25 protein-coding genes and 1 tRNA gene are annotated in these 23,519 nt (G+C 72.6%); 9 read left to right on the forward strand and 17 right to left on the reverse strand.

The features are described 5' to 3' along the window. The first annotated feature begins 93 nt into the window (after positions 1 to 93). From ACQEVB_RS28900 to ACQEVB_RS28915, 4 genes are all read left to right on the forward strand, one after another. Positions 94 to 912: a class I SAM-dependent methyltransferase gene (locus ACQEVB_RS28900; RefSeq protein ID WP_432977880.1), complete on the forward strand. Its 819-nt coding sequence runs from the start codon at positions 94 to 96 to the stop codon at positions 910 to 912. A 42-nt stretch (positions 913 to 954) separates the two neighbouring features. After that, positions 955 to 1,377: a PaaI family thioesterase gene (locus ACQEVB_RS28905; protein ID WP_432980629.1), complete on the forward strand. Its 423-nt coding sequence runs from the start codon at positions 955 to 957 to the stop codon at positions 1,375 to 1,377. A gap of 40 nt (positions 1,378 to 1,417) precedes the next feature. Continuing rightward, the gene (locus ACQEVB_RS28910; protein WP_432977883.1) at positions 1,418 to 2,470 is read left to right on the forward strand and encodes a helix-turn-helix transcriptional regulator; all 1,053 of its coding nucleotides are present in this window, start codon (positions 1,418 to 1,420) and stop codon (positions 2,468 to 2,470) included. A 73-nt stretch (positions 2,471 to 2,543) separates the two neighbouring features. Further along, a complete protein-coding gene (locus ACQEVB_RS28915; protein ID WP_432977886.1) occupies positions 2,544 to 3,779 on the forward strand; it encodes a cytochrome P450 in 1,236 nt (411 codons plus the stop codon). A 33-nt stretch (positions 3,780 to 3,812) separates the two neighbouring features. On the opposite strand, the gene ACQEVB_RS28920 is transcribed toward ACQEVB_RS28915, so the two are convergent. From ACQEVB_RS28920 to ACQEVB_RS28945, 6 genes are all read right to left on the reverse strand, one after another. Beyond that, on the reverse strand, positions 3,813 to 4,538 hold the full coding sequence (locus ACQEVB_RS28920) for an ABC transporter ATP-binding protein (RefSeq protein ID WP_432977889.1): 726 nt from the start codon (positions 4,536 to 4,538) through the stop codon (positions 3,813 to 3,815). After that, a complete protein-coding gene (locus tag ACQEVB_RS28925; RefSeq protein ID WP_432977891.1) occupies positions 4,535 to 5,362 on the reverse strand; it encodes an ABC transporter ATP-binding protein in 828 nt (275 codons plus the stop codon). Before ACQEVB_RS28925 ends, ACQEVB_RS28920 begins: the two co-directional genes overlap by 4 nt. 73 nt (positions 5,363 to 5,435) lie before the next feature. Next, on the reverse strand, positions 5,436 to 7,190 hold the full coding sequence (locus ACQEVB_RS28930; protein ID WP_432977894.1) for a branched-chain amino acid ABC transporter permease: 1,755 nt from the start codon (positions 7,188 to 7,190) through the stop codon (positions 5,436 to 5,438). Next, the gene (locus ACQEVB_RS28935; protein ID WP_432977897.1) at positions 7,187 to 8,113 is read right to left on the reverse strand and encodes a branched-chain amino acid ABC transporter permease; all 927 of its coding nucleotides are present in this window, start codon (positions 8,111 to 8,113) and stop codon (positions 7,187 to 7,189) included. Before ACQEVB_RS28935 ends, ACQEVB_RS28930 begins: the two co-directional genes overlap by 4 nt. A 94-nt stretch (positions 8,114 to 8,207) precedes the next feature. Beyond that, a complete protein-coding gene (locus ACQEVB_RS28940) occupies positions 8,208 to 9,449 on the reverse strand; it encodes a branched-chain amino acid ABC transporter substrate-binding protein (protein WP_432977900.1) in 1,242 nt (413 codons plus the stop codon). Between the two features lie 262 nt (positions 9,450 to 9,711). Next, complete coding sequence (locus tag ACQEVB_RS28945; RefSeq protein ID WP_432980632.1) at positions 9,712 to 10,317, reverse strand: ANTAR domain-containing response regulator; 606 nt, start codon at positions 10,315 to 10,317, stop codon at positions 9,712 to 9,714. 141 nt (positions 10,318 to 10,458) lie between these two features. Here ACQEVB_RS28945 and ACQEVB_RS28950 point away from each other — a divergent pair. Next, positions 10,459 to 10,532, forward strand: a tRNA-Leu gene (locus ACQEVB_RS28950). Between the two features lie 275 nt (positions 10,533 to 10,807). On the opposite strand, the gene ACQEVB_RS28955 is transcribed toward ACQEVB_RS28950, so the two are convergent. Then, on the reverse strand, positions 10,808 to 10,954 hold the full coding sequence (locus ACQEVB_RS28955; protein WP_432977903.1) for a hypothetical protein: 147 nt from the start codon (positions 10,952 to 10,954) through the stop codon (positions 10,808 to 10,810). A gap of 222 nt (positions 10,955 to 11,176) precedes the next feature. Continuing rightward, complete coding sequence (locus ACQEVB_RS28960; RefSeq protein WP_432980635.1) at positions 11,177 to 12,322, reverse strand: acyl-CoA dehydrogenase family protein; 1,146 nt, start codon at positions 12,320 to 12,322, stop codon at positions 11,177 to 11,179. 81 nt (positions 12,323 to 12,403) lie between these two features. Between ACQEVB_RS28960 and ACQEVB_RS28965 the strand changes: the two genes are divergently transcribed. Beyond that, positions 12,404 to 13,177: a hypothetical protein gene (locus ACQEVB_RS28965; protein ID WP_432977906.1), complete on the forward strand. Its 774-nt coding sequence runs from the start codon at positions 12,404 to 12,406 to the stop codon at positions 13,175 to 13,177. Between the two features lie 7 nt (positions 13,178 to 13,184). Here the strand turns inward: ACQEVB_RS28965 and ACQEVB_RS28970 are convergent, their stop codons facing one another. After that, positions 13,185 to 14,318 carry a dipeptidase gene (locus ACQEVB_RS28970; RefSeq protein ID WP_432977909.1) on the reverse strand — a complete coding sequence of 378 codons (1,134 nt, stop codon included), beginning with the start codon at positions 14,316 to 14,318 and terminating at the stop codon, positions 13,185 to 13,187. 19 nt (positions 14,319 to 14,337) lie between these two features. Between ACQEVB_RS28970 and ACQEVB_RS28975 the strand changes: the two genes are divergently transcribed. Continuing rightward, the gene (locus tag ACQEVB_RS28975; RefSeq protein ID WP_432977912.1) at positions 14,338 to 14,811 is read left to right on the forward strand and encodes a DUF309 domain-containing protein; all 474 of its coding nucleotides are present in this window, start codon (positions 14,338 to 14,340) and stop codon (positions 14,809 to 14,811) included. 6 nt (positions 14,812 to 14,817) lie between these two features. Here ACQEVB_RS28975 and ACQEVB_RS28980 read toward each other — a convergent pair whose 3' ends face one another. Next, on the reverse strand, positions 14,818 to 15,588 hold the full coding sequence (locus ACQEVB_RS28980) for a crotonase/enoyl-CoA hydratase family protein (RefSeq protein WP_432977915.1): 771 nt from the start codon (positions 15,586 to 15,588) through the stop codon (positions 14,818 to 14,820). A 59-nt stretch (positions 15,589 to 15,647) separates the two neighbouring features. Here ACQEVB_RS28980 and ACQEVB_RS28985 point away from each other — a divergent pair, with 59 nt between their 5' ends. Then, on the forward strand, positions 15,648 to 16,775 hold the full coding sequence (locus ACQEVB_RS28985; RefSeq protein WP_432977918.1) for a GNAT family N-acetyltransferase: 1,128 nt from the start codon (positions 15,648 to 15,650) through the stop codon (positions 16,773 to 16,775). 76 nt (positions 16,776 to 16,851) lie between these two features. Here the strand turns inward: ACQEVB_RS28985 and ACQEVB_RS28990 are convergent, their stop codons facing one another. From ACQEVB_RS28990 to ACQEVB_RS29015, 6 genes are all read right to left on the reverse strand, one after another. Next, positions 16,852 to 18,000, reverse strand: coding sequence for an ABC transporter substrate-binding protein (locus ACQEVB_RS28990; protein WP_432977921.1), 1,149 nt, complete (start codon positions 17,998 to 18,000; stop codon positions 16,852 to 16,854). A gap of 20 nt (positions 18,001 to 18,020) precedes the next feature. Beyond that, positions 18,021 to 18,824 (reverse strand): ABC transporter permease, encoded by an 804-nt coding sequence (locus ACQEVB_RS28995; RefSeq protein WP_432977924.1) that lies wholly within the window; start codon positions 18,822 to 18,824, stop codon positions 18,021 to 18,023. Continuing rightward, positions 18,821 to 19,624, reverse strand: a complete 804-nt coding sequence (locus ACQEVB_RS29000; RefSeq protein WP_432977927.1) for an ABC transporter ATP-binding protein — start codon at positions 19,622 to 19,624, stop codon at positions 18,821 to 18,823. The genes ACQEVB_RS28995 and ACQEVB_RS29000 overlap by 4 nt, the downstream gene beginning before the upstream one ends. After that, positions 19,621 to 20,457, reverse strand: coding sequence for an ABC transporter permease (locus tag ACQEVB_RS29005; RefSeq protein WP_432977930.1), 837 nt, complete (start codon positions 20,455 to 20,457; stop codon positions 19,621 to 19,623). Before ACQEVB_RS29005 ends, ACQEVB_RS29000 begins: the two co-directional genes overlap by 4 nt. A gap of 125 nt (positions 20,458 to 20,582) precedes the next feature. Next, positions 20,583 to 20,990: an HIT family protein gene (locus tag ACQEVB_RS29010; protein ID WP_432977933.1), complete on the reverse strand. Its 408-nt coding sequence runs from the start codon at positions 20,988 to 20,990 to the stop codon at positions 20,583 to 20,585. Between the two features lie 18 nt (positions 20,991 to 21,008). Further along, the gene (locus ACQEVB_RS29015) at positions 21,009 to 21,746 is read right to left on the reverse strand and encodes an SDR family NAD(P)-dependent oxidoreductase (RefSeq protein WP_432977936.1); all 738 of its coding nucleotides are present in this window, start codon (positions 21,744 to 21,746) and stop codon (positions 21,009 to 21,011) included. A gap of 75 nt (positions 21,747 to 21,821) precedes the next feature. Between ACQEVB_RS29015 and ACQEVB_RS29020 the strand changes: the two genes are divergently transcribed. Further along, positions 21,822 to 22,610, forward strand: a complete 789-nt coding sequence (locus tag ACQEVB_RS29020; RefSeq protein ID WP_432977939.1) for a shikimate dehydrogenase — start codon at positions 21,822 to 21,824, stop codon at positions 22,608 to 22,610. 16 nt (positions 22,611 to 22,626) lie between these two features. Here the strand turns inward: ACQEVB_RS29020 and dapA are convergent, their stop codons facing one another. Continuing rightward, positions 22,627 to 23,517, reverse strand: coding sequence for a 4-hydroxy-tetrahydrodipicolinate synthase (gene dapA / locus ACQEVB_RS29025; protein WP_432977942.1), 891 nt, complete (start codon positions 23,515 to 23,517; stop codon positions 22,627 to 22,629). Positions 23,518 to 23,519 lie beyond the last annotated feature (2 nt).

Below are 23,519 nucleotides of genomic sequence, written 5' to 3' on the forward strand. Positions count from 1 at the left end.
CACAGTGCGCAGGTCATGCTACGCGGCGGCGGATCACCGCGGCAACGCGGGGTCCCACCATGAGAACAGCCCTCCACCCCCGAGGATTCCCTGGTGAGCGCGGAAGAAGTGCTGGGCACGACGGGCATCGCCCGGCGGACCGTGGACGCGGTCGAGTCAGAGCGGGCGAGCCGCCGGTGGTGGGACGCCGACGCGGACGACTACCTGGCAGAACACGGCTCCGACATCGGCGACGCGGACTTCGTCTGGTGTCCGGAGGGGCTCCGCGAGGCCGATGCCGGCCTGCTCGGTCCGGTCGCCGGACGACGCGTGCTCGAGGTCGGGTGCGGTTCCGCCCCGTGCGCGCGCTGGCTCGCCGCGCAGGGTGCGGCCCCGGTCGCGCTCGACCTGTCCCGCGGGATGCTCGCGCACGCCGCGGCGCTGGGCCGTGCGACCGGTCTGGAGGTCCCGCTCGTGCAGGCCGGCGCCGAGCACCTGCCGTTCGCCGACGCCACGTTCGACGCCGCCTGCTCCGCGTTCGGCGGCGTCCCGTTCGTGGCCGAACCGGACCGGGTCATGCGCGAGGTGGCCAGGGTGCTGCGGCCGGGCGGGCGCTGGGTGTTCGCGGTGAACCACCCGATGCGCTGGATGTTCTCCGACGACCCCGGCACGGACGGCCTGGTGGTGCGCCAGTCGTACTTCGACCGGACGCCCTACGTCGAGGTGGACGGGACGGGCGCCGCCACCTACGTCGAGCACCACCGCACGATCGGCGACCGGATCCGCGACGTCGTCGCCGCCGGGCTCGTCGTCGAGGACGTGGTGGAACCGGAGTGGCCGGACGGCTTCGACCGGGTGTGGGGCCAGTGGAGCCCGCTGCGCGGCGCGCTCTTCCCCGGTACGGCGATCTTCGTGACGCGCCGCCCGACGTAGGGTCGAGCGGTGACGACCGAAGCCACTGATCCGACGGCCGGGATCAGCGCCGATGTGAGCACCGATGTGAGCGCCGATGTGAGCACCGTCGAGCAGCTCGCCGACCGCATGGGCATCGAGCTGCTCACGACCACCCGCGAGGAGGTCGTCGGGCGCATGCCGGTCGCGGGCAACCGGCAGCCGTTCGGCGTGCTGCACGGTGGCGCGAGCGCGGTGCTCGCCGAGACGCTCGGCTCCACGCTGGCGGCGATGCACGTCTACCCCGAGCGGTTCCCCGTCGGGATCGAGCTGTCGTGCACCCATCACCGGTCCGCCACGGCCGGCTGGGTCACCGGGGTGGCGCGGCCGATCCACGTCGGCCGCTCCACGTCGACGTCCGAGATCGTGATCAGCGACGAGCAGGGCCGGCGCGTCTGCACCGCGCGGCTGACCTGCCTGCACCGCGACAGCAGGCCACGCGTCTGAGCTGTTGCCGGGGCGGCCCGGCCGTGGCCAGACTGGCAGGGTGAACAGCCGGCTGCTCGAGCGCACGGTCGCCCGGATGGAGCGGCTGGCCGCGGCCGGACGCAGCACCGACGACCTCATGGACGAGGCCGGCGCGCTGCTCCAGACGGCGCTGCCGCACGAGTCGCGGTGCTGGCACACCACCGACCCGGACAGCCTGATCGAGACCGGTTTCCGCGCCTACCAGATGCCACCGCCGGACGTCGAGGTGGCGCGCTTCGCCTACCTCCCTGACGACTACAACGCGTTCGGCGCCCTCGCCACCGGCCGCCGGCGCAGCGGGGTCCTGAGCGAGGCGACGGGCCGCCGGCTCGACCGCAGCGTCCGCTACCGCGAGCTGCTCCGTCCCAACGGCATCACCGGCGAGCTGCGCGTCGCGCTGGTCGCCGGGGGCGCGTGCTGGGGCACGGTCTCGCTGTTCCGGGAGGCGCCCGGCGACTTCACCGACGAGGAGTGCGCGTTCGCCCACGCCGTGTCCGGTGCGCTGGGGCGGGGGCTGCGCGTCGCCGGACTGCGGGACCGCGTGGCCCCCGGGAGCGCCGCGCGGTGGCCGGGCGTACTGGTCGTCGACCGGAGCGGGGCCGCGGTGTCGGTCACCCCGCCCGCCCGCACCTGGCTCGCGGAGCTGGGCGCCGACCCGGACGGGCCGCCCGAGCTGCCGTTCGCCGTGCACGCGCTCGCGGAGCGGGCCCGCGCAGGGCAGGAGGCCACCGCTCGGGTCCGCACCACGCTCGGCCGCTGGCTCACGCTGCACGCGTCGACCCTCGACGGCACGCCCGCGGCCGACCAGGTCGCCGTCATCGTCCAGGAGGCGACACCGGAGGCCGTCGCGCCGCTGCTCTACGCCGCGTTCGGGTTCACCGCGCGCGAGCGCGAGATCGTCGACGCCGTCATCGAGGGCGGCAGCACCGAGGAGATCGCGGCCCGGCTGTTCATCTCGCCGCTCACCGTCCAGAAGCACCTGTCGTCGATCTTCGCCAAGACCGGGGTGCGCAGCCGCCGTCGGCTCGCGGGGTTGCTGACCGGGTCCGCGAATACCAGGAATCTGGCATAGGCGGGGGTCCCGCAGCTTCCTAGCGTCCTTCCCGAGCCCGCAGTCGCGGGCCGTGGGAAAGGATGGAAGACCTGTGCCGAACGTCGACACCGTCGCCGAGCTGAACGTGCTCGACCCGACATTCCGGCCGGACTCGGCCGAGGTGGCCGCTGCCCGCGCGGCGAGCTGGTACGCCCGGACCCCGATCGGGTTCGCGGTCCTGCGCCACGCGGAGGCGACCGCGCTGCTGGGCGACCGGCGACTGCGCTGGGGCGGCGTGGACTCGCTCGCCGCCCAGGGGCTCACCGCCGGGCCGGCCGTGGACTGGATGCGCACGATCCTGCCGAACATCGAGGGCGCCGACCACGACCGGTTGCGCCGGCTGATCAGCAAGGCGTTCACGCGCGCCGCGGTCGACCGGCTCCGCCCGTCCATGCGGGACGTCGCGAACGAGCTGCTCGACCCGATCGTCGCGGCGGGGCGCTGCGAGTTCATGGCCGAGTTCGCCGACCGCTACCCGGCCAGGGTGCTGGCCGACATGCTGGGGGTGCCGGCCGAGCACCGCGACGATTTCCGCACACTGCCGGCGCGGATGACGCTCATCTTCAGCGTCACGGCGCGCGCGAGCCTCGCCGGGATCGAGGCGGCGATCGAGCAGCTCAACGCCCGCATCGACGAGCTGATCGAGGCCCGCCGCGCCACCCCGGCCGACGACCTGCTCTCCGAGCTCATCGCCGCGGAGGAGGCGGGTGACCGGCTCTCGGGTGCCGAGCTGCGCGAGATCACCGGCTCGTTGCTGTTCGCCGGCCAGGACACCACCCGCCAGCAGCTGGGGCGGGCCGTGCAGACCTTCATGGCCCACCCCGACCAGTGGCGGCTGCTCGCCGAGCAACCCGAACTGGCGCCGCGAGCCGTCGAGGAGGTCATGCGGATCGCGCCGGCCGTCAACACGATCTGGCGGGTCGCCGACACCACGTTCACGTTCGCCGGCCTGACCATCCCGGCCGGCAGCTTCCTCAACATCCTCGCCGATCCCGCGCACACCGACCCGGCCGCGTTCGGCGACGCCCCGTTCGACATCACGGCGACGCGGTCGGCCGGGCAGCTCACGTTCGGCGGCGGCATCCACTACTGCCTGGGCGCGCCCCTGGCCCGGGCCGAGCTCGCCGAGGCACTGCCGATCCTCGCCCGGCGGATGCCCGACCTGGCACCGGACGGGGAGTCGGTGCCCGGCCCGACGCTGGGACCGACAGGACCGGCCACCCTCCCGATCAGGTTCGGTCGACAACACGTCGAGAACGACGTTGCCGTGATCAACAAGGCTTGTTGATCACGGCAACGTCGTTCTCGACGGGGGTGGGGCTCAGCTCGCGACGCCCTCGCCCAGGTACGCCTCCTGCACACGGGGGTCGGCCAGTAGCTCCTGCCCGCTGCCGGAGATGGTGGTGCGACCCAGGTCGATGACGTACGCGTGGTCCGAGAGGGCCAGCGCCGCCAGCGCGTTCTGCTCCACCAGCAGCACCGTGGTGCCCTCGGACTGCAGCTCCTTCACCGTCTGGAAGATCTTCTGCGTCATGATCGGCGAGAGCCCCATGGACGGCTCGTCGAGCATGAGCAGCTTCGGGCGCGACATCATCGCCCGGCCCATGGCGAGCATCTGCTGCTCGCCACCGGAGAACAGGCCGGCCTTGTTGCGCCGCCGCTCCCCCAGCACCGGGAACAGCGTGTACACGCGGTCCAGGTCCTCGAGGATGCCCGCCTCGTCGGTGCGGATGTACGCGCCGAGCCGCAGGTTCTCCTCCACCGTCATGCGGGCGAACAGCCGACGCCCCTCGGGGCTGTGCGCCACGCCGCGGCCGAGGATCTCGTGTGCCGGGAGCTGCTGGATGGGCTCGCCGTCGAGCAGCACCTCACCCGACACGGGCCGCAGCAGGCCGGACACCGTACGCAGCGTGGTGGTCTTGCCGGCGCCGTTGCTGCCGATCAAGCTGACGATCTGGCCCTGCTCCACCGTGAAGCTGACCCCGCGCACCGCCTGGATCGCACCGTAGGCGACGGTGAGATCGCGTACCTCGAGAAACGCCGTCACTGGGATCCCTCCGCGGTGTGGATCTGCGCCTCGACCTCGTCCGGTGGGGCACCGAGGTAGGCCTCGACGACCCGCGGGTCGCCCCGCACCTCGTCCGGGGTGCCCTCGACGAGCAGCTCGCCCTGCACCAGCACGAGCACCCGGTCGCACAGGGTGAAGATGAACTTCGTGTCGTGCTCGATGACCACGACCGAGATCCCGAGATCGCGGATCTTGAAGATCAGCTGCCGGGTGGCCTCGGTCTCCTGGGCGTTCATCCCCGCCGTCGGCTCGTCCAGCAGGAGGACGGCCGGGTCGGTGGCCAGCGCGCGGGCGATCTCGAGCCGCCGCTGGTCACCGTAGGGCAGGTTGCGGGCGAGCTCGCCGGCGAAGCGGGACAGGCCCACGTAGTCCAGCAGCTCGGCGGACCGGTCCCGCGCCTCCTTCTCGCTGCGCCGGAAGCCCGGCCCGTGCAGGAGCGACGACAACGGGCTCTGCTTCATCCGCACATGCCGTCCGACCAGCACGTTCTCCTCCGCCGTCATGCTGGGGAAGAGCCGGATGTTCTGGAACGTCCGCGCCACACCGGTCTCGGTGACGAGCGCGGGATCGCCGGGCAGCGCCTTCCCGCGGAACTCCACCGTGCCCGACGTCGGCGTGTACAGCCCGGTCAGGCAGTTGAAGAGCGTCGTCTTACCGGCACCGTTCGGGCCGATCAACCCGATGATCTCACCATCGGACAGCGCGAACGACACGTCGTTCAGCGCCCGCAGGCCGCCGAACTGCATCGTCACGCCGCTCGCCGACAGCACCGCCGCCGTTCTCACGTCCACCGGGGCGCTCATCGCTCGCCCTCGCCGGCGCTCGGCCGGCGCTTCGCGCGACGGCGCTGTGCCGATGATTCGCTCGCAAGCTCGCTCATGAGACCACCGCCTTGCTCTCCGCCGTCCTGGCTGTCGGCTCACCGGTGTCGACCACCGCCCCGGGTTCGGGTTCCTCCGCCAGCTCGGCGCGCCGGTGCGCGTCGGGCACGATGCCCTGCGGCCGGTAGCGCATGATCAGGACCAGCGCGATGCCGAACAGGAGCAGCCGGTAGTCGGCGAACTCGCGCAGCTTCTCCGGCAGCACGAACAGGATCGACGCACCCAGCACCGCACCCGGGATCGTGCCCATGCCGCCCAGCACGACCGCGGCCAGCAGGGTCACCGACTCCAGGAAGCGGAAGCTCTCGTAGGACACGGTCGCCGTCTTGTGGGCGAAGAACGCGCCCGCGAAGCCGGCCAGCGTGGCACCGATGAGGAACGCGAGGATCTTGATCGGGCCGGTGCGGATGCCCATCGCCCTGGCCGCGTCCTCGTCCTCGCGGATGGCGATCCACGCCCGGCCGAGCCGCGAGTTCTTCAGGTTCGCGAACACCGCCATCACGAACGCGACGATGAGCACGATCAGCACGTAGTAGAGGACGCCGCGGGGCAGCGTCACCGCACCGAGGTGCAGCGCCTGGTCGAAGCCGACGCCGAAGAGCTCCACGGGCGGGATGTTCGGGATGGCGTTGGAGCCACCCGTGAGTCCGCCGATGTTGTTCTGCGCGCTGCGCACGAAGATCTCACCGAACGCCAGCGTCACGATCGCGAGGTAGTCGCCGCGCACCCGCAGCGTCGGCGAGCCGACGATCGCGCCGAACATGCCAGCCACCACCGCGGAGATGATCATGACCAGCGCGAACGGCACGTGGATCCCGACGATCGACGCCGCCGCGCCCGACAGGTTCGCCGCCACGAAGGCGCCGATCCCGAGGAAGGCGACGTAGCCGAGGTCGAGCAGACCGGCAAGCCCGACGACGATGTTCAGCCCGATCGCGGTGGCGGCGTAGACGCCGATGTTCGCCGCGACCGTCATCCAGTACTCACTGCCGGCCGCGGTCAGGGGCAGCGCCAGCGCCGCCAGCAGCATCACGACGATGCTGAACGCCCGGTGCTGCTCGGACAGCGTCGAGATCCAGCCCAGCAGACCGGCCGCGTGCAGGGCACCGAGCAGCCCACCGACCGCCCCGAGGAACGACAGGAAGACCGCGCCTGCGTACGTGGCGGTGGCACCGAACCCACCGCTCGTCAGCACGGCCGCGACCAGGAGCAGGAGCAGCGCGTAGACGACGAGCAGGATCAGCCACTCGACGTAGCGCCCGAACCGCCGGGTGATCTCGGGGACGGGCTCGACGCCACCGGCCACCGCGGCAACCACCAGCACGATCCCGGCGATCAGCGCCACCACGGCGCCGAACGCGACCGCGCCGTCCGACGACGTGATCGCGCCGAGGCCACCGCCCTTGACGGTGATCCAGGCGCCGTTCACGAGCGCCACGACGATCGTGCCGAAGCCCAGCGCCCGCACGATCCGGTTCGCCGCCGGGACCTTGAGCAGCGTGACCGCGATCGCGGCGATCCCGAAGATCACCAGGTGCAGCCGGAAACCGCTGGAGGCCAACGGGTCGGAGAAGTTCTCGAGCGTCGCCTGCTCGGGGTAGCGGCCGTCGTTCAGCACGAACGTCGCCCACGGCAGGAGCGATCCGACCAGCGTCAGCACGCCGCCGAGGACGCTCAGCACGACCGAGTACGGCTTCAGCACGCCCAGGCCGGTGGGCCGCGGCGCCGCATGCCTCGCGATGGTGTTCATGCGCGCACCCGATCCGACTCGCCGAAGAACCCTTGGGGCCGGAACACCAGCACTCCGATCAGGACCACGAAGATCCAGACGTAGTCGTAGGCGGTGCCCCCGGGCATGTACTGGCCGGCCAGCGACTTGATCAGCCCGATCGCGACGCCGCCGACGATGGCACCGCGGATGTTGCCGATGCCGCCGAGCACGGCGGCCGTGAAGGCGAAGATGCCGTTCTGGAAGCCCATGTCGATGTTGACGCTGTTGTAGAAGTTGCCGTACAGCACGCCGGCGACACCGGCCAGTGCACCGCCGAGCGCGAACGTCAGCACGATGATCCGGTCGGGGTCGATGCCCATCAGGCGCGCCACGTCGCGGTCCTGCGAGGTGGCGCGCATGGCCCGGCCCATGCGGGTGCTCTCGATGAAGAAGTTCAGCGCGAAACCGAGGCCCAGCGCGACGACGATGAGGAGCATGCCGGCGTACCGGATCGGCACGCCGTCGCCGATCGGGACGACCAGCGCGCCGTCGAGGAAGATCGTCGGGAACGGGATGGCCGCCGTGGCGCCCGGGTAGAACACCCGGACGACCTCCTGCAGGGCGACCGACACACCGAGCGCGGTGATCAGGGGGGCGAGCCGGGGAGCGTTGCGCAACGGCCGGTACGCGAACCGCTCCATGAGGATGGCGATGACGGTCGAGACCAGCGCACCGACCACGACCATGATCGGCAGCAGGAACCACCACTGCGTCTTGATCGCAGTGGGGAGGATGAAGGTCGCGGTACCGACCGCGCCGTACGCGCCGACCATGAAGATCTCGCCGTGCGCGAAGTTGATCAGCTGGATGATGCCGTACACCATCGTGTAGCCCAGCGCGATCAACCCGATCAACGAGCCGAAGATGAGCCCGTTGACGATCTGCGACAACAGGATGGACAAGCTGTGGGTCCCTCCACGTGCGCCGGGGGCGGGGTGTCCCCCCGCCCCCGGCGTGTGTGCGTGTTCTGTGTCCTCGTGCCTTCGAAGAGGCGGATCAGCCCTGGAAGCTGCCCGTCGACCCCTCGACCGGCGCGAAGTCGTTGCCCTTGACCGTGTACACGGTCAGCACCTTGTTCGTGGTGTCGCCGTACTGGTCGAACGAGATCGGCCCACCGGCACCGTCGATCTTGGTGTCCTGGACGGCCTTCACGATCGCCGGCCGCGTGGTGTCGGCGCTGTAGGCGCCCGACGCGACCGCCTTCTTGACCGCCTGGATGATCACGTTCGTGGCGTCGAACGTGAACGCGCCGTACGCGCCGAACGGGTCGGCGTAGTTCGCCGCCTTGTAGTCGGAGAGGAACTTCGCCGCGCTCGGCAGGGACTCGGCCGGAGCACCGACGTTGGTGGCGAGGTCGCCCTCACGGCCGCCCAGCGCCACGAACTTCGGGTCGACGATGCCGTCGCCACCCATCACCGGGATGTTGAGGCCCTGACCGGCGAGCTGCTTCGACAGCGGGCCCGCGACCGGGTACTCGCCGCCGTAGTAGACCGCGTCCGGGTTGAGCGCGCGGATCTTGGTGATCACGCCGTTGAAGTCGGTGTCCTTCTCGCCGACCTTCTCCCGCGCGACGACCTTGGCACCCAGCTTCTCGGCCTGCTTCGCGAACTGGTCCGCGAGACCGGCACCGTAGGTCTTGCCGTCGTCGATCACCGCGATGTTCTTCTTGCCGGCCTTCTGCACCAGGTAGTTCGCGCCGAACGGGCCCTGGATCAGGTCGGTGGTGGCGACGCGGAAGTAGCTCGCGAACGGGCGCTTCGGGGCCGTGGTGGGCTGGTCGCCCAGCGTCAGCGTCGGGTTCGTGTTGGCCGGCGAGATCTGCACGATGTTCTTGCCCGCGAGGATCGGCTGCACCGTCTGCGACGTCGACGAGTTCAGCGTGCCGACGACGCCGACGACGTTGTCGTCGGACGACAGCTTCGTGGCCGCCTGGCCCGCGACCTGCGGCGTGGCCTGGTCGTCCTCCGCCTGGAACTTGAGCGCGTAACCGGGCACGGTGCACGCCGCGTTGGCCTGCTTGACCGCGAGGTCGGCCGAGTGGCTCATGCCGAGGCCGAGGGCCGAGAGGTTGCCCGACAGCGGCGCCACCATCCCGATCACCAGCGTGCCCTTGCTGGTGTCACAGGACGCCCCGCCGGCCCCGGTTCCCGAGGCCTCCTGCCGGTTGGTCCCGCACGCGGTCAGCGCCAGTGCGCCCGCGAGGATGGCAGCGGCGGCGATGGTGCGCCTCCGAGTCATGCTGTAGTCCTTCCGTTACACCGCAGCGCCAGGGCGCACCCGTCGGGGAGCACCTGCGGCGCTGACGATGACCGCGTTGCCGGGGTGCCCGAACACGCCCCTTGGCTCTCGCCAGTCGAGAGCTTGGCGGACGTTAGGACACCCCACCTCGAGTCGTCACCATCTCGGCCATCCTCTTTACCGGACCGCAACCCGCCATTGCGCGCTGTGACCGACCGAGCGGCAATCCGTCACCCGATCGCGGTGCCGGAAATCACGCCGATCACGCCTTCGGCGCGGCCAACCCGTCGACGACCGCCTCGGCGACCGCCTTCATCGTGGTGCGCCGATCCATCGCCGTGCGCTGGATCCACCGGAATGCCTCAGGCTCGGTCATCTGCTGCCGGGTCATCAACAGACCCTTGGCCCGGTCGACCACCTTGCGGGTCTCCAACCGGTCCGTCAGCGTCGCGACCTCGTCCTCCAACGCCCGCTTCTCCGCGAACCGCGACACCGCCAGCTCGATCGCCGGCACCAGCTCGTGCCGCGCGAACGGCTTCACCAGGTAGGCCATCGCACCCGCGTCACGCGCCTGCTCGATGAGATCGCGCTGGCTGAACGCGGTGAGCATCACCACCGGCGCGATCTTCTCCTCGACGATCGACGCCGCAGCCGTGATGCCGTCCACCTTCGGCATCTTCACGTCCATGATCACGAGATCGGGACGCAGCGCCCGCGCCTGCTCCAGAGCCTGCTCCCCGTCGCCCGCCTCGCCGGCGACCACATAGCCCTCCTCGGAGAGCATCTCCGCCAGGTCGAGACGGATCAACGCCTCGTCCTCCACGACCAGCACCCGCAGACCGGCGGCCGGCCGGGTGCCCTCCGCCACAGGGGCGCCATCCCCGGAAACCTGCTGGGTCACCGAACTTCTCCTCATACCTGGGGCCAACCGGAAGGATTCAGACTACCGGCGTACGAGGACCGTCGACTGTGATCTCAACATCGCCCAGTATGCTGCAGAACGCGATCAGCCCCCGTAGCCCAATTGGCAGAGGCGACGGATTCAAGTCCCGTTCAGTGTGCGTTCGAGTCGCACCGGGGGCACGCGGGTTGGGTGGGCTGTGCCCGCGGAGAGCGCGGGCCGTTCGCCGCGTGCTTCCTTCCTGGGGGCCGAGCCCCCAGACCCCAGCCGGAGGGGCTCCGCCCCCCGGGACCCCCGGGCCTGCCCCGTCCCCCACGGCGTGGTTCCTCTCCTCGCCTCTTCCTGCCGCCATCCGGCCCCGGACCCCTGCCTCTGCCCCGTCCCCACGGCGCGGTTTCTCGTCCGTGCCTGTCCCATCCGGTCTCCCGACCGCGTCAGCCCCCTTGCCGCCACGGGGTCACGCGTCGCTGACCAGCTCGTCCAGGGATCGGTTCAAGGCATGGGTGACGATCTCGGGCAGTGCGGTGCCGCGGGGCGCCGTCTCCGGTGCCGACGCGACGGACCCGAACAGGCCGTGGCAGCGGCACCCGGAAGCGCTGGGCATCGTCGAGCACGGCGTCCACCATGGCGGTGAAGGCCGACGGCCAGTCCTCCGCCAGCCCCAGCTGCGGGTAGCCGAACCCCGGGCCGGTCACGCGGTGCAGCCCTGCGACGAGCTCGCCGACCCGGTGCCGCAGCCTGCTCCGCACGTCGGGCGCCAGGTCGAGGCCGGCCCACGGCGTGCCGGGACTGGCAGGTCCTCGGCCGCAGCGCGGTCGAACGCGGCTCAGCGGAGTCCCCCGCGCTTGACCAGCTGGGCCGCGATGACGTTGCGCTGGATCTCGTTCGTGCCCTCGCCGACGATCATGAGCGGGGCGTCGCGGAAGTAGCGCTCGACGTCGAACTCGGTCGAGTAGCCGTACCCGCCGTGGATGCGCACCGCGTTCAGGGCGATCTCCATCGCCGCCTCGGACGCGAACAGCTTCGCCATCCCGGCCTCCAGGTCGCAGCGCTCGCCCGACTCGTACCGCTCGGCGGCGTAGAGGATCAGCTGGCGCGCGGCCGTCAGCTTCGTCGCCATGTCCGCGAGGTAGTTGCCGATCGACTGGTGCTGCCAGATCGGCCTGCCGAACGACTCCCGCTCCTGGCTGTAGCGCAGGGCGTCGTCGAACGCGGCCTGCGCCACGCCGAGCGCGCGCGAGGCGACCTGGATGCGGCCGGTCTCCAGGCCCTTCATCATCTGCCCGAACCCGCGCCCGGGCGCGCCGCCCAGTACGGCGTCGGCAGGCACCCGCATGCCGTCGAAGACCAGCTCGCAGGCCTCCACTCCTTTGTAGCCGAGCTTGGGCAGGTCCTTGGAGACGGTGAGGCCGGGACCGTGTTCGACGAGCAGCACCGAGATGCCGCGGTGCGCCGGTTCTGCGCTCGGGTCGGTCTTGCACAGCAGCGCGATCAGGCCGGAGCGGCGCGCGTTGGAGATCCAGGTCTTCGCCCCGTCGATCACGTACGCGTCGCCGTCCGGACGTGCCACGGTCGTCATGGCCTGCAGGTCCGAGCCACCGCCGGGCTCGGTCAGCGCCATGGTGGCGCGCACCTCGCCCGTCGCCATGCGGGGCAGGTAGCGGTCCTGCTGCTCGGGCGTACCGAACGCGACCAGCAGCTTCGCCACGACGGTGTGCCCGCCCATCGCACCGGCGAGGCTCATCCAGCCCCGGGCCAGCTCGGCCGTGACCAGCGCGTAGCAGGGCATCGACACCGGCGCCTCACCCCACGGCTCGGGGATCGCCAGTCCGAAGACGCCGAGCTGCTTCATCTGCTCGATCAGCCGCTCGGGATAGGTGTTGGCGTGCTCCAGCTCCTGCACGACGGGTCGGACGTCGCGGTCGACGAAGTCCCGCACCGTGTCGACGACGGCCTGCTCCTCGATGCTCAGCACCCGCCCATCCTGCACGCGATCAGGTGCAACCCCGGCGCGGCGCGAGGGGAATCCCGGCCGGCCCGCCACTATGGACCCGTGTGGATCACGCTGCGTGTCGGTGTCGTCACGGCGCTGTTGCTCGTCGTCGCGGCCTGCGGAACGGGCACCGGGCCGGGTCCGGCGCCGCTCGGCACGGCGGCCCCGACCGCGTCGCCGGCACCGTCCGGCGACTCCCTGCTGCCCACGGCGCCACTGACCCCCGCCCCCGCCGACGGCGGGCGGGCGATGCTGTGGCCCTTCGCCGACGTCGCCGCCGCTCAGGCCTGGCAGGCGGCGTTCCGCGCCGGCGGGGCGCAGCCCTGGCACCTGGACTCGGCGGCCACCGCGCTGGGCTTCACCCAGGGCTACCTCGGGTTCTCCGGGCTCGACCGCGTCACGAGCAAGGAGGGCGGCGGCGCCGAGGCCTGGGTCGGCGTGGGCTACCGCGTTCCGGGCGACGGCCGCCAGGTCACCGCGGCCGTCCTCCACCTCGTGCGCGTCGGCACCGAGCAGGACGCCCCGTGGGAGGTCGTCGGGACCCGCGACGACTCGCTCACCGTCGACACCCCCGCCTACGGCGCCCCGGCGTCCTGGCCGCTGACCGTCGGCGGCACGATCACCGGCGTCGACGAGAGCCTCCACGTGCGCGTGCTGGGCGCCGCCGGGCCGGCCGGCGACGCCTGCTGCACCCCCGCGGGCGGGCAGAACACGCGCTGGCGCGTCCAGGTGCCGCGGCAGACCCCGCGCACGGGCGACCTCACGGTGGTGGTCGCCACCGGCGGGCACGTGGTGGACGTCGAGCGGTTCGCCATCACCGCGGTGCGCGGCTGAGCACCCGTCAGGAGTCGGCGGCGCGCAGCACCCGCAGCACGTTCCGCCCGGCGAGCTTCGCGCAGTCCTGCTCCGACCAGCCACGCTCCAGCAGCGCGGCGAACAGCACCGGGTAGCTCGCCACGTCGCCCAGCCCGACCGGCAGGTTCGGGGTGCCGTCGTAGTCGCCGCCGATCCCGATGTGGTCGATGCCGGCCACCTCGCGCGCGTGCTCGATGTGCGCGACGACGTCGTCCAACGTCGCCTGCGGGCACGGCGACTCGTCCCAGTGCTCCTCGACGAAGCGGTAGCGGGCGGCCAGGTCGCGCGGGTTCAGGCCGGCGTCGGTCATCGACTCGCTCAGCGCCCGGTCCCAGTCCGCAGCCGCCGCCGATACGAACACCGGCACGAACGTGATCATGCAGACACCGCCGTTGGCCGGCAGCGCGGCCAGCACGTCGTCGGGCACGTTGCGCGGATGATCAGCCACCGCCCGGCACGACGAGTGCGTGAACAGCACCGGCGCCGACGTGGCCGCCAGCGCATCGCGCATCGTGGTGGCGGCGACGTGGGACAGGTCGACCACCACGCCGATGCGGTTGCACTCCCGCACCACCTCGACGCCGAAGTCGGTGAGCCCGCCGTGCACGGGCTCGTCCGTCGCGGAGTCGGCCCACGGGGTGTTCTCGTTGTGGGTCAGCGTCAGGTAGCGGACCCCGCGGCGGCGCAGCTCGCCGAGCGCGTCCAGCGACGAGTCGATGCTGTGCCCGCCCTCCGCACCCAGCAACGACGCGACCCGGCCTGCCGCGAACGCAGCCTCCGCCTCGTCCGCCGTCGTCGCCAGCTGCAGCGCCTCCGGGTAGCGCGCCGCGAGCCGGTGCACCAGGTCGACCTGCTCCAACGTCGTCGCGACGGCCTCCTGCCCGCTCAACGAGCACGGCACCCACACCGACCAGAACTGGCCGCCGACCCGGCCGGCGCGCAGGCGCGGCAGGTCCGTGTGCACGTCCGGGACGCCTGCGGCGAGGTCCGTGCCCGCCACCGCGGCCGCCGGATCCGGGCCGGCCAGCTCGCGCAGTGCCCACGGGAGATCGTTGTGCCCGTCCACGAGCGGGTGGTCGGCGAGCAGGGCGGAAGCGCGCGAGAGGTGATCCACCTTCACAGACCCTACGCTGGGCCGCGTGCGGGACCGGGACACGACAGGACGAGCACGCAACGCCCGCCCACGCGACGCGGCCGGGCGGCCGCTGCCCCGCGGCGCGACCGGGGTGGCGCGCGTGCCCGACGACCTCGTCCTCTCCCCCGACGCCACCGTCGTCGAGGCGCAGCGCCTCCTCGACGACGGGCTCCCGTTCCCCGCCCACGACGTGCTGGAGGCGGCGTGGAAGGCCGCGGCGGGGGCGGAACGGCCGGTGTGGCGGGCGCTCGCCCAGCTCGCCGTCGGCCTCACGCACGTGCAGCGGGGCAACGCCCGCGGCGCGGCAGCGCTGTTGACGCGGTCCGCCGACGCGCTGGCTCGGTGGATCGGCCCGCCCGTCGCCGGCGTCGACACGGCAGGGCTGGCGCGGTGGGCGTGCGAGCTGGCGGACCGGATCGAGCGGGACGGCCTGGACGGCGTGGCCGCGGAGGAGCTACGCCCCCAGCTGCGGAGGTGACCGAACCTACGCCGAGCCGCCGTGCCGGCCTGCTCCCCCGGCGAAGCGGGCGGCCCCGGCCAGCGCGTCCGCACCGAGCGAGATGCGGCCGTGCGCGAACTCCTGCGCCATCGCCGCCTCCTCGTCGAGGCCCCACTGCTCCAGTGCGGAGAGCCGGTCGTGGCGCAGGCAGGTCTGCGGCAGTGCGGCCAGTTCCGCGGCCAGCGCCTGCGCGGCGGCGAGCGCCTCCCCCGCCGGCACGACCCGCGTGGCCAGGCCCATGGCGAGGGCCTCGGCGGCGTCGACGGGGCGTCCGGTGAGGATCATGTCCATGGCCCGCCCTGCACCGACGATGCGCGGCAGCCGCACGGTGCCGCCGTCGATCAGCGGCACGCCCCAGCGGCGGCAGAACACCCCGAACACCGCGGTCTCCGACGCCACCCGCAGGTCGCACCACAGCGCCAGCTCCAGGCCGCCCGCCACGGCGTACCCCTCGATCGCGGCGATCACCGGCTTCCCCAGCCGCAGACGGGTCGGCCCCATCGGGGCGTCGCCGTCGTCCGCGAGGCGGTTGCCGCGCTCGGTGCCGACGGCCGTCAGGTCGGCGCCCGCGCAGAACACCCCGCCGGCCCCGTGCAGGACGGCGACGGCCGCGTCCGGGTCGGCGTCGAAGGCGCGGAACGCTGCGGCGAGCGCGGCGGCCGTGGCGCCGTCGACGGCGTTGCGCCGCTCGGGCCGTGCCAGGGTCACCGTGGTGACCGGGCCTTCGCGGGTGACGGTGACTGCTGCGGCTCCCATGCCGTCACCCTCCCGCAACCCGCTCGACCGGCCCAGCGGGGACTGACCAGGATGTCCGCATGACCGACCTGCCCCCGGTGCTCTCCGACGGCGTGGTGACCCTGCGCCCGCACCACACCGACGACGTCCCCGACATGGTGCTGACCGCGGAGGACCCGCTCTTCCGGCAGTACACGACCGTCCCGGTGCCGTACTCCGCGCAGGCGGCGCTGCAGCGCATCGAGCAGGTCCGCGTCGACATGGTGGAGCGCAAGGGCGTCTACTGGGCGATCGAGGCGCAGGACGGCGGGAGGGTGCGGTTCGCCGGGCAGGTCGACGTGCGGATGGGCCCGCCGCCTGACGTGGGGTACGGGCTGGCGCCGTGGGCGCGGGGTCGCGGGTTCATGTCGCGGGCGCTGCGCCTCGCGGCCACCTGGGCGTTCGACGAGCGGGAGCTGCCGATCCTGCACTGGTCGACGCACGCCGGGAACCTGGCGTCGTGGCGAGTGGCGCACGCGTGCGGGTTCACCTTCCACGGCGCCCGGCCGCTGGCCCTGCCACACCGCGGCGCGCTCGTCGACGGCTGGTTCGCGTCGCTGCGCCCCGGCACGGAGATGTCGCCGCGCACCACGTGGTGGGACATCCCGGTGATCGAGGGTGAGCGAGTGCGCCTGCGTCCCCTCACGGAGGCCGACGTCCGCCGCATCGCCGAGGCGTGCGCCGACCCGGCCACCCAGTTCTACCTCGCGCACCTGCCCTCCCCGTACACCGAGGACGACGCACGCGAGTTCGTCGAGCGCAGCCGGCTCAACGCCGCGCTGGGCACCGCGGTGTCGTGGGCGGTCGCCGACCGCGCCGACGACCGGCTGCTCGCCAACGTCAGCGTGTTCCGGCTGGACGACGTCTACCAGCCGGCCGGTGCCGAGATCGGGTACTGGGCGCACCCGGACGCCCGCGGCCGCGGCGTGGTCCGGGAGGGCGCGGCGCTCGCGGTCGCGCACGCCTTCCGCCCGCGGGCCGAGGGTGGCCTCGGCCGCGAACGGCTGCAGCTCGGCGCCTCCGTCGGCAACACCGGCAGCCGCGGCATCGCGGAGAAGCTCGGGTTCACCCTGCTCGCCGTCCACCACAACGACGGCGTCGTCGGCCGCGGCGCGGAGCACCGCCCCGACGACGGCGCCTGGTACGAGCTCCTCCGCCCGTCCCCCTGACGCGTCGAGAACGACGTTGTGGTGATCAACAGGGCGATTCGATCACCGCAACGTCGTTCTCGACGAAACGCCGGGGCTAGTTGCCGCCCTCCGTCAGCTGCACCGTCTCCGGCTTGAAGCTCGCCCCGACGACGTCGACGCCCTGGCCCTTGAGGATCTCCAGCGCCTTCTGCACGTAGGTGGTGTTCTTCGCGCCCGCGTCCGGGTCCTTGGTCAGGACGGTCTGGCCGTCCGCGTTGACCGCGGTGCGCGCGATCTGCACGGTCTTCGCCCAGGCCGCGTCGTCGATCGTGCCGGCGCCGGCGGCCGGGGACGGCCAGATCAGCTTGTTGATCTCGTTGACCTGCCACAGCTGGTGGCTGTTGCCGAGCTTCGACCCCGCCTTGACGACGATGTCGCGGCACTTCGCGGCGTTGTCCCGGCAGAACGCCCAGCCCTTGATCGACGCGGCGATGAACTTCGTCGTCGTGTCCTGGTAGGCGGTGTCGGACGCGAGCCGTTCGGTGTTGGCCCAGATGGCGTCCTGCAGCATCGCGCTGCCGGCGTCGTTCCAGTTGATCACCGAGAAGTCCGAGGGCTGGTAGAGCTGGCCGGTTGCCGGGTTCTTCGCCTCCAGCACCTGCGCGTACTCGTTGTACGACATGGCCTGGGCGGCGTCGATGTCACCGGACAGCAGCGCCTTCATGTCGAACTGCTGCTGCACCAGCGTCACGTCGGCCGGCTTCAACCCGGCCGCGGTCATGCCGGCGAACAGCTCGAACTCGTTGCCGAAGCCCCAGTTGCCGACCTTCTTGCCGCGCAGGTCGCTCGCGGCCTTGATGTTCTTGTTCGCGAACGACACCTGGTAGGTGCCGGAGCGCTGGAAGATCTGCGCGACGTCGGTGATGCCGGCGCCCTGCTCGCGGGAGGCGAGCGCCTTGGGCACCCACGCGATCGCGAAGTCGGCGCCACCGGTGGCGAGCACCTGCTGCGGGACGATGTCGACGCCGCCCTCCTTGATCGTGACGTCGAGCCCCTGCTCCTTGTAGAAGCCCTGGTCGACGGCCGCGAAGTAGCCGGCGAACTGGCCCTGCGTGAACCACTGCAGCTGCAGCGTCACCTTCTTCGGCCCGGCAGGGGCCCCGCCGCTCGAGCTGTCGCCGGACGGGGCGGTGGTCGAGCAGGCCGCCAGCGCGACCGCGGCAACCGCGGCGGCCGCGAGGGCGCGGAGGGATCGTCGGTTCATGGACCAACCTTTCTCGGGGTTCACGCGGTCCGGCCGCGCGTCGCGAGGCGCTCGACGAGCGTCCCTGCGAGGTGGAAGAGCAGCCCCAGCACGACCGAGGCGGCGACGAAGGCCCACGCGCGGGCGTAGGCGGTGTTGGCGGCTGCCGAGGTGATGCGGCTGCCGAGCCCGTTCTGGAGTCCCCCGAAGTACTCCGCGACGAGCGAGGCGATGACCGCCGCGGGTGCGGCGAGCCGCAGCCCGGTCATGATGAACGGCACCGCGCCCGGGATGCGCACGAAGCGGGCGCGCTGCCACGGCGTGGCCGCCAGCGACGTCATGAGCTCGGCGTGCACCGGCCGCACCTGGCGCAGCCCGCGCACGGCGGCGACGAACACCGGCACGGTCACCACGACCGTGACGACGAGCCGGCGCGGGATCTCGGTCGTGGAGCCGAACATCGTGGTGAAGATCGGCGCGAGCGCCACGATCGGGATCGCGCTGGCCGCCAGCACCACCGGCATCGTCAGCTCGGCGACGAGCCGGGAGCTCGCCGCGAGGACCGCCAGCACCACCCCGAGCAGGAACCCGGCGACCAGCCCGACCAGCGCGTTCCACCCCGTGACGCCGGCGGTCGAGACGAGCACGGGCAGGTTGGCGCCGATCTGCGCGCCGATCGCCGACGGAGCGGGCAGCAGGAACGCCGGCACTCCGAGCGCGCGGACCACGACCTCCCACAGCACGAGCGCGGCGATGCCCAGCACGACCGGCGGCCACACCGCGGCCACCCCGGTGATGTTCAGAGCCGGCCCACGCAGGCCGCTCTCCGACAGTGGCGCCGTCATTCGTGCCCCTTCCGCAGCGCCTCGCGCACGGCGGTCACGGCGGCGAAGAACCTGCTGCTCTCGCGCACGTCCTCCACGTCGTCGGGCGCGAGCTCGACGGACTCGCGGTCGCGCGGACGGCAGCCGTCGACGATCTCCGTGATCCGGCCGGGCCGCGGCGACATCACCACCACGCGGTCGGAGAGCACCACCGCCTCGGGGATCGAGTGCGTGACGAACAGGACCGCGGCGCCGGTCTCGCCGGCGATCCGCAGCAGCTCGGCCTGCATGCGCTCGCGCGTCATCTCGTCGAGCGCGCCGAACGGCTCGTCCATGAGCAGCAGCTTCGGTCGCGGCGCCAGCGCCCGCGCGATCGCGACGCGCTGCTGCATGCCGCCGGAGAGCTGGCTGGGCCGCGACGCGGCGAAGTCGGCGAGCCCGACCAGCTCCAGGAGCTCCGTGGCGCGCTCGCGGCGCTGCTGCTTCGCCACGCCGTGGACGTGCAGCGGCAGCTCGACGTTCTCCACGACGCTGCGCCACTCCAGCAGCCCCGCCTGCTGGAAGGCGATGCCGTAGTCCTGGTCGATCCGGGCCTGGCGGGCGGGTTTGCCACCGACCGCGACGGTGCCGGTGGTGGGCTGCTCCAGATCGGCCACCACGCGCAGCAGCGTCGACTTGCCGCACCCCGACGGGCCGATCAGCGACACGAACTCCCCGGCACCGACCGCCAGATCGATGCCCTGCAGCGCCTCCACGGTGGCCCCGAACGTCTTGCCCACACCGGTGAGCTCCACAGCAGTGCTGTTGTTCGTGGTGTTCACGCGACACTCCCCCGGTACCGGCGCAGCACGAGATCCAGCAGGCCGACGGCGCCTGCCGCCACGAGCCCCAGCACGGCGGCGCCGAGGATCGCGGTGTACATCCGCGACGGGTCGCCCGTCGCGGACTGGGCGTACTCGATGATCAACCGCCCGATGCCGCCGCGGGTGCCGGTCGAGATCTCCGCGACGATCGCGCCGACGACCGCGGCGGCCGTCGCCAGGCGCACCGCGGGCAGCAGGTGCGGGACCGCCGCGGGCAGCCGCAGGCGCAGCAGCGTGGTCCACCAGCCGGCGGCGAGCGTGTGGAACAGCTCGACATCCGGCTTCGCCGGCGAGGCGAGCCCGCGCAGCATGCCGACGGCGATCGGGAAGAACGACAGGTAGGACGAGATCACCATGACGCTCGTCCACGGCTGCCAGGCCCAGCCCAGGATCGCGATCTTGCCGCCCCACCCGGCGACGAGCGGCGCGATCGCGATCAGCGGCACCGTCTGCGAGGCCACCACGTACGGCAGCGCGGCCCGTTCGACGAGCCGGAACCGCTGCATGACCAGCGCGAGCGCGATCCCGAGCACCCCGCCGATCACCAACCCGCCCAGCGACAGCACCAGGGTGAACAGAGCGCTCTGCGCCACCGCACCGCCGACCGTCCGGGTGGCCGCGCCGCCGCCGACCTCGGGCGCGCCGAGCGCCGCGAGCACCGACCACACGTGCGGCATGGCCCCGTCGTCGGTGCGCGGCAGGAGCCGCGTGTCGCCGATCGTCAGACCACCGGCCGGCAGGACCAGCTTCGCCAGCTCCCACACCACGACGAGCAGCACGAACGCGGCCACCGCCGCAACCACTGACCGGTACCGCGCCACCCGTGCTCCTCCCGCTCGTTGCGGTGATCCTGCGAGGAAGCGATGACGCTAGCGTTTCCCGGGCGTTTCCCAGTAGGGGTCATTTCCGGTGATCGTCATCGCAGTGCCGCCGCCGCCTCCGCGATCACGGCCGGATCACCCGGACGTGGCCGCCACGGCAGCACCAGCCCGTCGCCGTGGTAGCGCGGCACGACGTGGACGTGGAAGTGGAACACGGTCTGCCACGCCGCCGGGCGGCACGCGTTGAGCAGGTTCACCCCGGCCGCGCCGAGGCCGTCGCGGGCACGCAGCGCGAGCCGCTGCGCGGCGACCGCGCACGCGGCGAGGTCCTGCGGGTCCACCGCGTAGAGGTCCTCGGCGTGCGCCTTGGGGATCACCAGGGCGTGCCCGCGGGTGCCCGGGTTGATGTCCATGAACGCGAGCGTGCGCTCGTCCTCGTCGACGACGGTCGCGGGCGCCGTGCCCGCGACGATCCGGCAGAACACACAGCTGGGAGCGGTCATGACCGCACCCTCTCACCCTCACCGGGGCATGCGCCGCCACAACGCCCGCGGCGCGTGCCGCAGCAGCGCGAAGATCGGCCGCAGGATCCCGGGCACCCACACCTCGCCGCGGCCCTTCGCCAGCGCCGCCACGGTGGCGTCGGCGACCTGGTCCGGCGTCGAGGAGAACGGGGCAGGCGGCATGCCGTCGGTCATGCGGCCGATCACGAAACCGGGCCGCACCAGCAGCATCCGCACCCCCGACCCGTGGAGGGCGTCCGCCAACCCGCTCGCGAACCCGTCCAGGCCGGCCTTCGCCGAGCCGTACACGTAGTTGGCGCGGCGCACCCGCGCACCGGCCACCGAGGAGTACACGACCAGCTCGCCGCCGCCCTGGGCACGCAGGATCTGCGCGAGGTGGGTCAGCACGGCCACGTGCGCCACGTAGTCGGTGTGCACGATCGCCACCGCGTGCTCGACGTCGCGCTCTGCGCGCGCCTGCTCGCCGAGGATCCCGAACGCCACCACCACCGTGTCCAGCCGGCCGCGCCGCGCGACCAGCCCGTCCAGGAACGGGCGCTGGGCGGCGAGGTCGTCGGCGTCGAACTCGACGCGCTCGACGTCGACGGCACCGGCCGCCCGCACCGCGGCCTCCTCGGCCGACAGCTCGTCGGAGCGGCGCGCCGCCAGGACCACCGTCGCCCCGGCCGCCAGTCGGCTCGCGACGGCAACCCCGATCTCGCTGCGCCCACCCAGCACCACCACGGTCCGACTCACCGGCGCACCCTCTCAGGTGGCTCCACAGCGCCACCGACCGGCTCGACCCTGTTCCCACCCTGCGAAACTGATCCGATGCACGCTGCCGTCCTCGGCTCACCCGTCGGCCACTCGCTCTCCCCGGTGCTCCACACCGCCGCGTACCACGCGCTCGGCCTCGACGGCTGGATCTACACCGCCCACGAGTGCACCGAGGACGGGCTGGCGGCCTTCGTCGACGGGCTGGACCGGAGCTGGGCCGGCCTGTCGCTGACCATGCCGCTCAAGCGCGTCGCGCTCGACGTGGCGACCGAGGTCTCGCCGCTCGCCGCCGCCGTCGGGGCCGCCAACACGCTGGTCCTCGGTGGCCGCCGCTATGCCGACAACACCGACGTCGCCGGTATCGTCGGCGCGCTCGGCCCGGTCCGTGGCCGCGCGGTGGTGCTCGGCGCGGGCGGCACCGCGCAGGCCGTGCTCGCCGCGCTCCGCGACCTCGGCATCGACCAGGTCGACGTGCTGGTGCGCGACCTCGCCCGCGCCGGCGAGCTGCGGGCCACCGCAGAACGGCTCGGCGTCGAGTCGGCGATCCACGCCGCGCTGGCCGATCCCGCCGCCTTCGTCGACGGGGCCGACGTCGTCATCTCCACGCTGCCGAAGGGCGCCGCCGACCACGTCGTCTGCCGCGGCGCCGGCACCGTCCTGGACGTCGTGTACGCGCCGTGGCCCACCCGCTTCGCGGCCCAGGCCGCCGGCGCCCGTGTGGTCAGCGGCATGGACATGCTGCTGCACCAGGCCGCCGTACAGGTGGAGCTGATGACCGGCCGCCCCGGCCCGTTGGAGGCCATGCGCGCAGCACTCGATGCGGCGGTGGCCGCGCGGGCGTGAGCCGCCGGGAGCAGCCTCAGTCGAGCAGGTGCGCTGCCCGCAGGGCGGCGCGCACGTCCTCGTGGTGCCACTCGTCGAGCGGGACGAGCGGGAGCCGGATGCCCGGCTCGATCAGGCCCATCTCGGCGAGCGCCCACTTCACGGGGATCGGGTTGGGCTCGGCGAACAGCGAGCGGTGCAGGCCTGCGAGGTCGGCGTCGACCGCCGCGGCTCCCTCAGCGTCGCCGCTGGTGGCGGCCTTGCACATGCGCGCCATGGCGTCGGGGGCCACGTTCGCGGTGACGGAGATGTCGCCGTGGAACCCGGCCAGCATGCTGGCGCGCGCGGTGGCGTCGTCGCCGGAGTAGAGGGCGAAGTCGGGCAGGCCGAGCGCCACGAGGTCGCGCACCCGGTCGAGGTCGCCCTTCGCCTCCTTGATGCCGACGATGTTGGGCACCTCGGCGAGCCGCTCCACGGTGGAGGGGAGCATGTCGCAGGCGGTGCGGCCGGGCACGTTGTACAGGATCTGCGGGATCTCGACGGCCTCGGCCACGGCCTTGAAGTGCCGGTAGAGGCCCTCCTGGGGCGGCTTGTTGTAGTACGGGGTGACGAGCAGCGCCCCGTCGGCGCCGGCGGCCGCGGCGGCCTCGGTGAGGTGGATCGCCTCGGTGGTGGAGTTGGCGCCGGTGCCGGCGATGACGGGCACGCGCCCGCCGACCACATCGATCGTGCGCCGGATGACGTCGGTGTGCTCCTCCACCGACAGCGTGGCCGACTCCCCGGTGGTGCCGACGGAGACGATCGCGGACGTGCCGGCGAGGACCTGGCGCTCCACGAGCCGCTCCAGGGCGGCGTGGTCGATGCGGCCGTCGGCGTGCATGGGGGTGACCAGCGCGACGATGCTGCCGCGCACGATGCCTTCGATCATGT

The sequence above is a fragment of the Pseudonocardia sp. CA-107938 genome (genome assembly GCF_050936315.1).
Lineage (GTDB): Bacteria > Actinomycetota > Actinomycetes > Mycobacteriales > Pseudonocardiaceae > Pseudonocardia.

What these genes read in the sequence shown, in the direction of transcription:
- dapA (WP_432977942.1), bottom strand. Translation starts at nt 23,517, where the DNA reads ATGATCGAAGGCATCGTGCGCGGCAGCATCGTCGCGCTGGTCACCCCC.
- ACQEVB_RS28940 (WP_432977900.1), bottom strand. Translation starts at nt 9,449, where the DNA reads ATGACTCGGAGGCGCACCATCGCCGCCGCTGCCATCCTCGCGGGCGCA.
- ACQEVB_RS28990 (WP_432977921.1), bottom strand. Translation starts at nt 18,000, where the DNA reads ATGAACCGACGATCCCTCCGCGCCCTCGCGGCCGCCGCGGTTGCCGCG.
- ACQEVB_RS28925 (WP_432977891.1), bottom strand. Translation starts at nt 5,362, where the DNA reads ATGAGCGCCCCGGTGGACGTGAGAACGGCGGCGGTGCTGTCGGCGAGC.
- ACQEVB_RS29020 (WP_432977939.1), top strand. Translation starts at nt 21,822, where the DNA reads ATGCACGCTGCCGTCCTCGGCTCACCCGTCGGCCACTCGCTCTCCCCG.
- ACQEVB_RS28930 (WP_432977894.1), bottom strand. Translation starts at nt 7,190, where the DNA reads ATGAACACCATCGCGAGGCATGCGGCGCCGCGGCCCACCGGCCTGGGC.
- ACQEVB_RS28980 (WP_432977915.1), bottom strand. Translation starts at nt 15,588, where the DNA reads ATGGGAGCCGCAGCAGTCACCGTCACCCGCGAAGGCCCGGTCACCACG.
- ACQEVB_RS28995 (WP_432977924.1), bottom strand. Translation starts at nt 18,824, where the DNA reads ATGACGGCGCCACTGTCGGAGAGCGGCCTGCGTGGGCCGGCTCTGAAC.
- ACQEVB_RS29010 (WP_432977933.1), bottom strand. Translation starts at nt 20,990, where the DNA reads ATGACCGCTCCCAGCTGTGTGTTCTGCCGGATCGTCGCGGGCACGGCG.
- ACQEVB_RS28985 (WP_432977918.1), top strand. Translation starts at nt 15,648, where the DNA reads ATGACCGACCTGCCCCCGGTGCTCTCCGACGGCGTGGTGACCCTGCGC.
- ACQEVB_RS28955 (WP_432977903.1), bottom strand. Translation starts at nt 10,954, where the DNA reads ATGCCCAGCGCTTCCGGGTGCCGCTGCCACGGCCTGTTCGGGTCCGTC.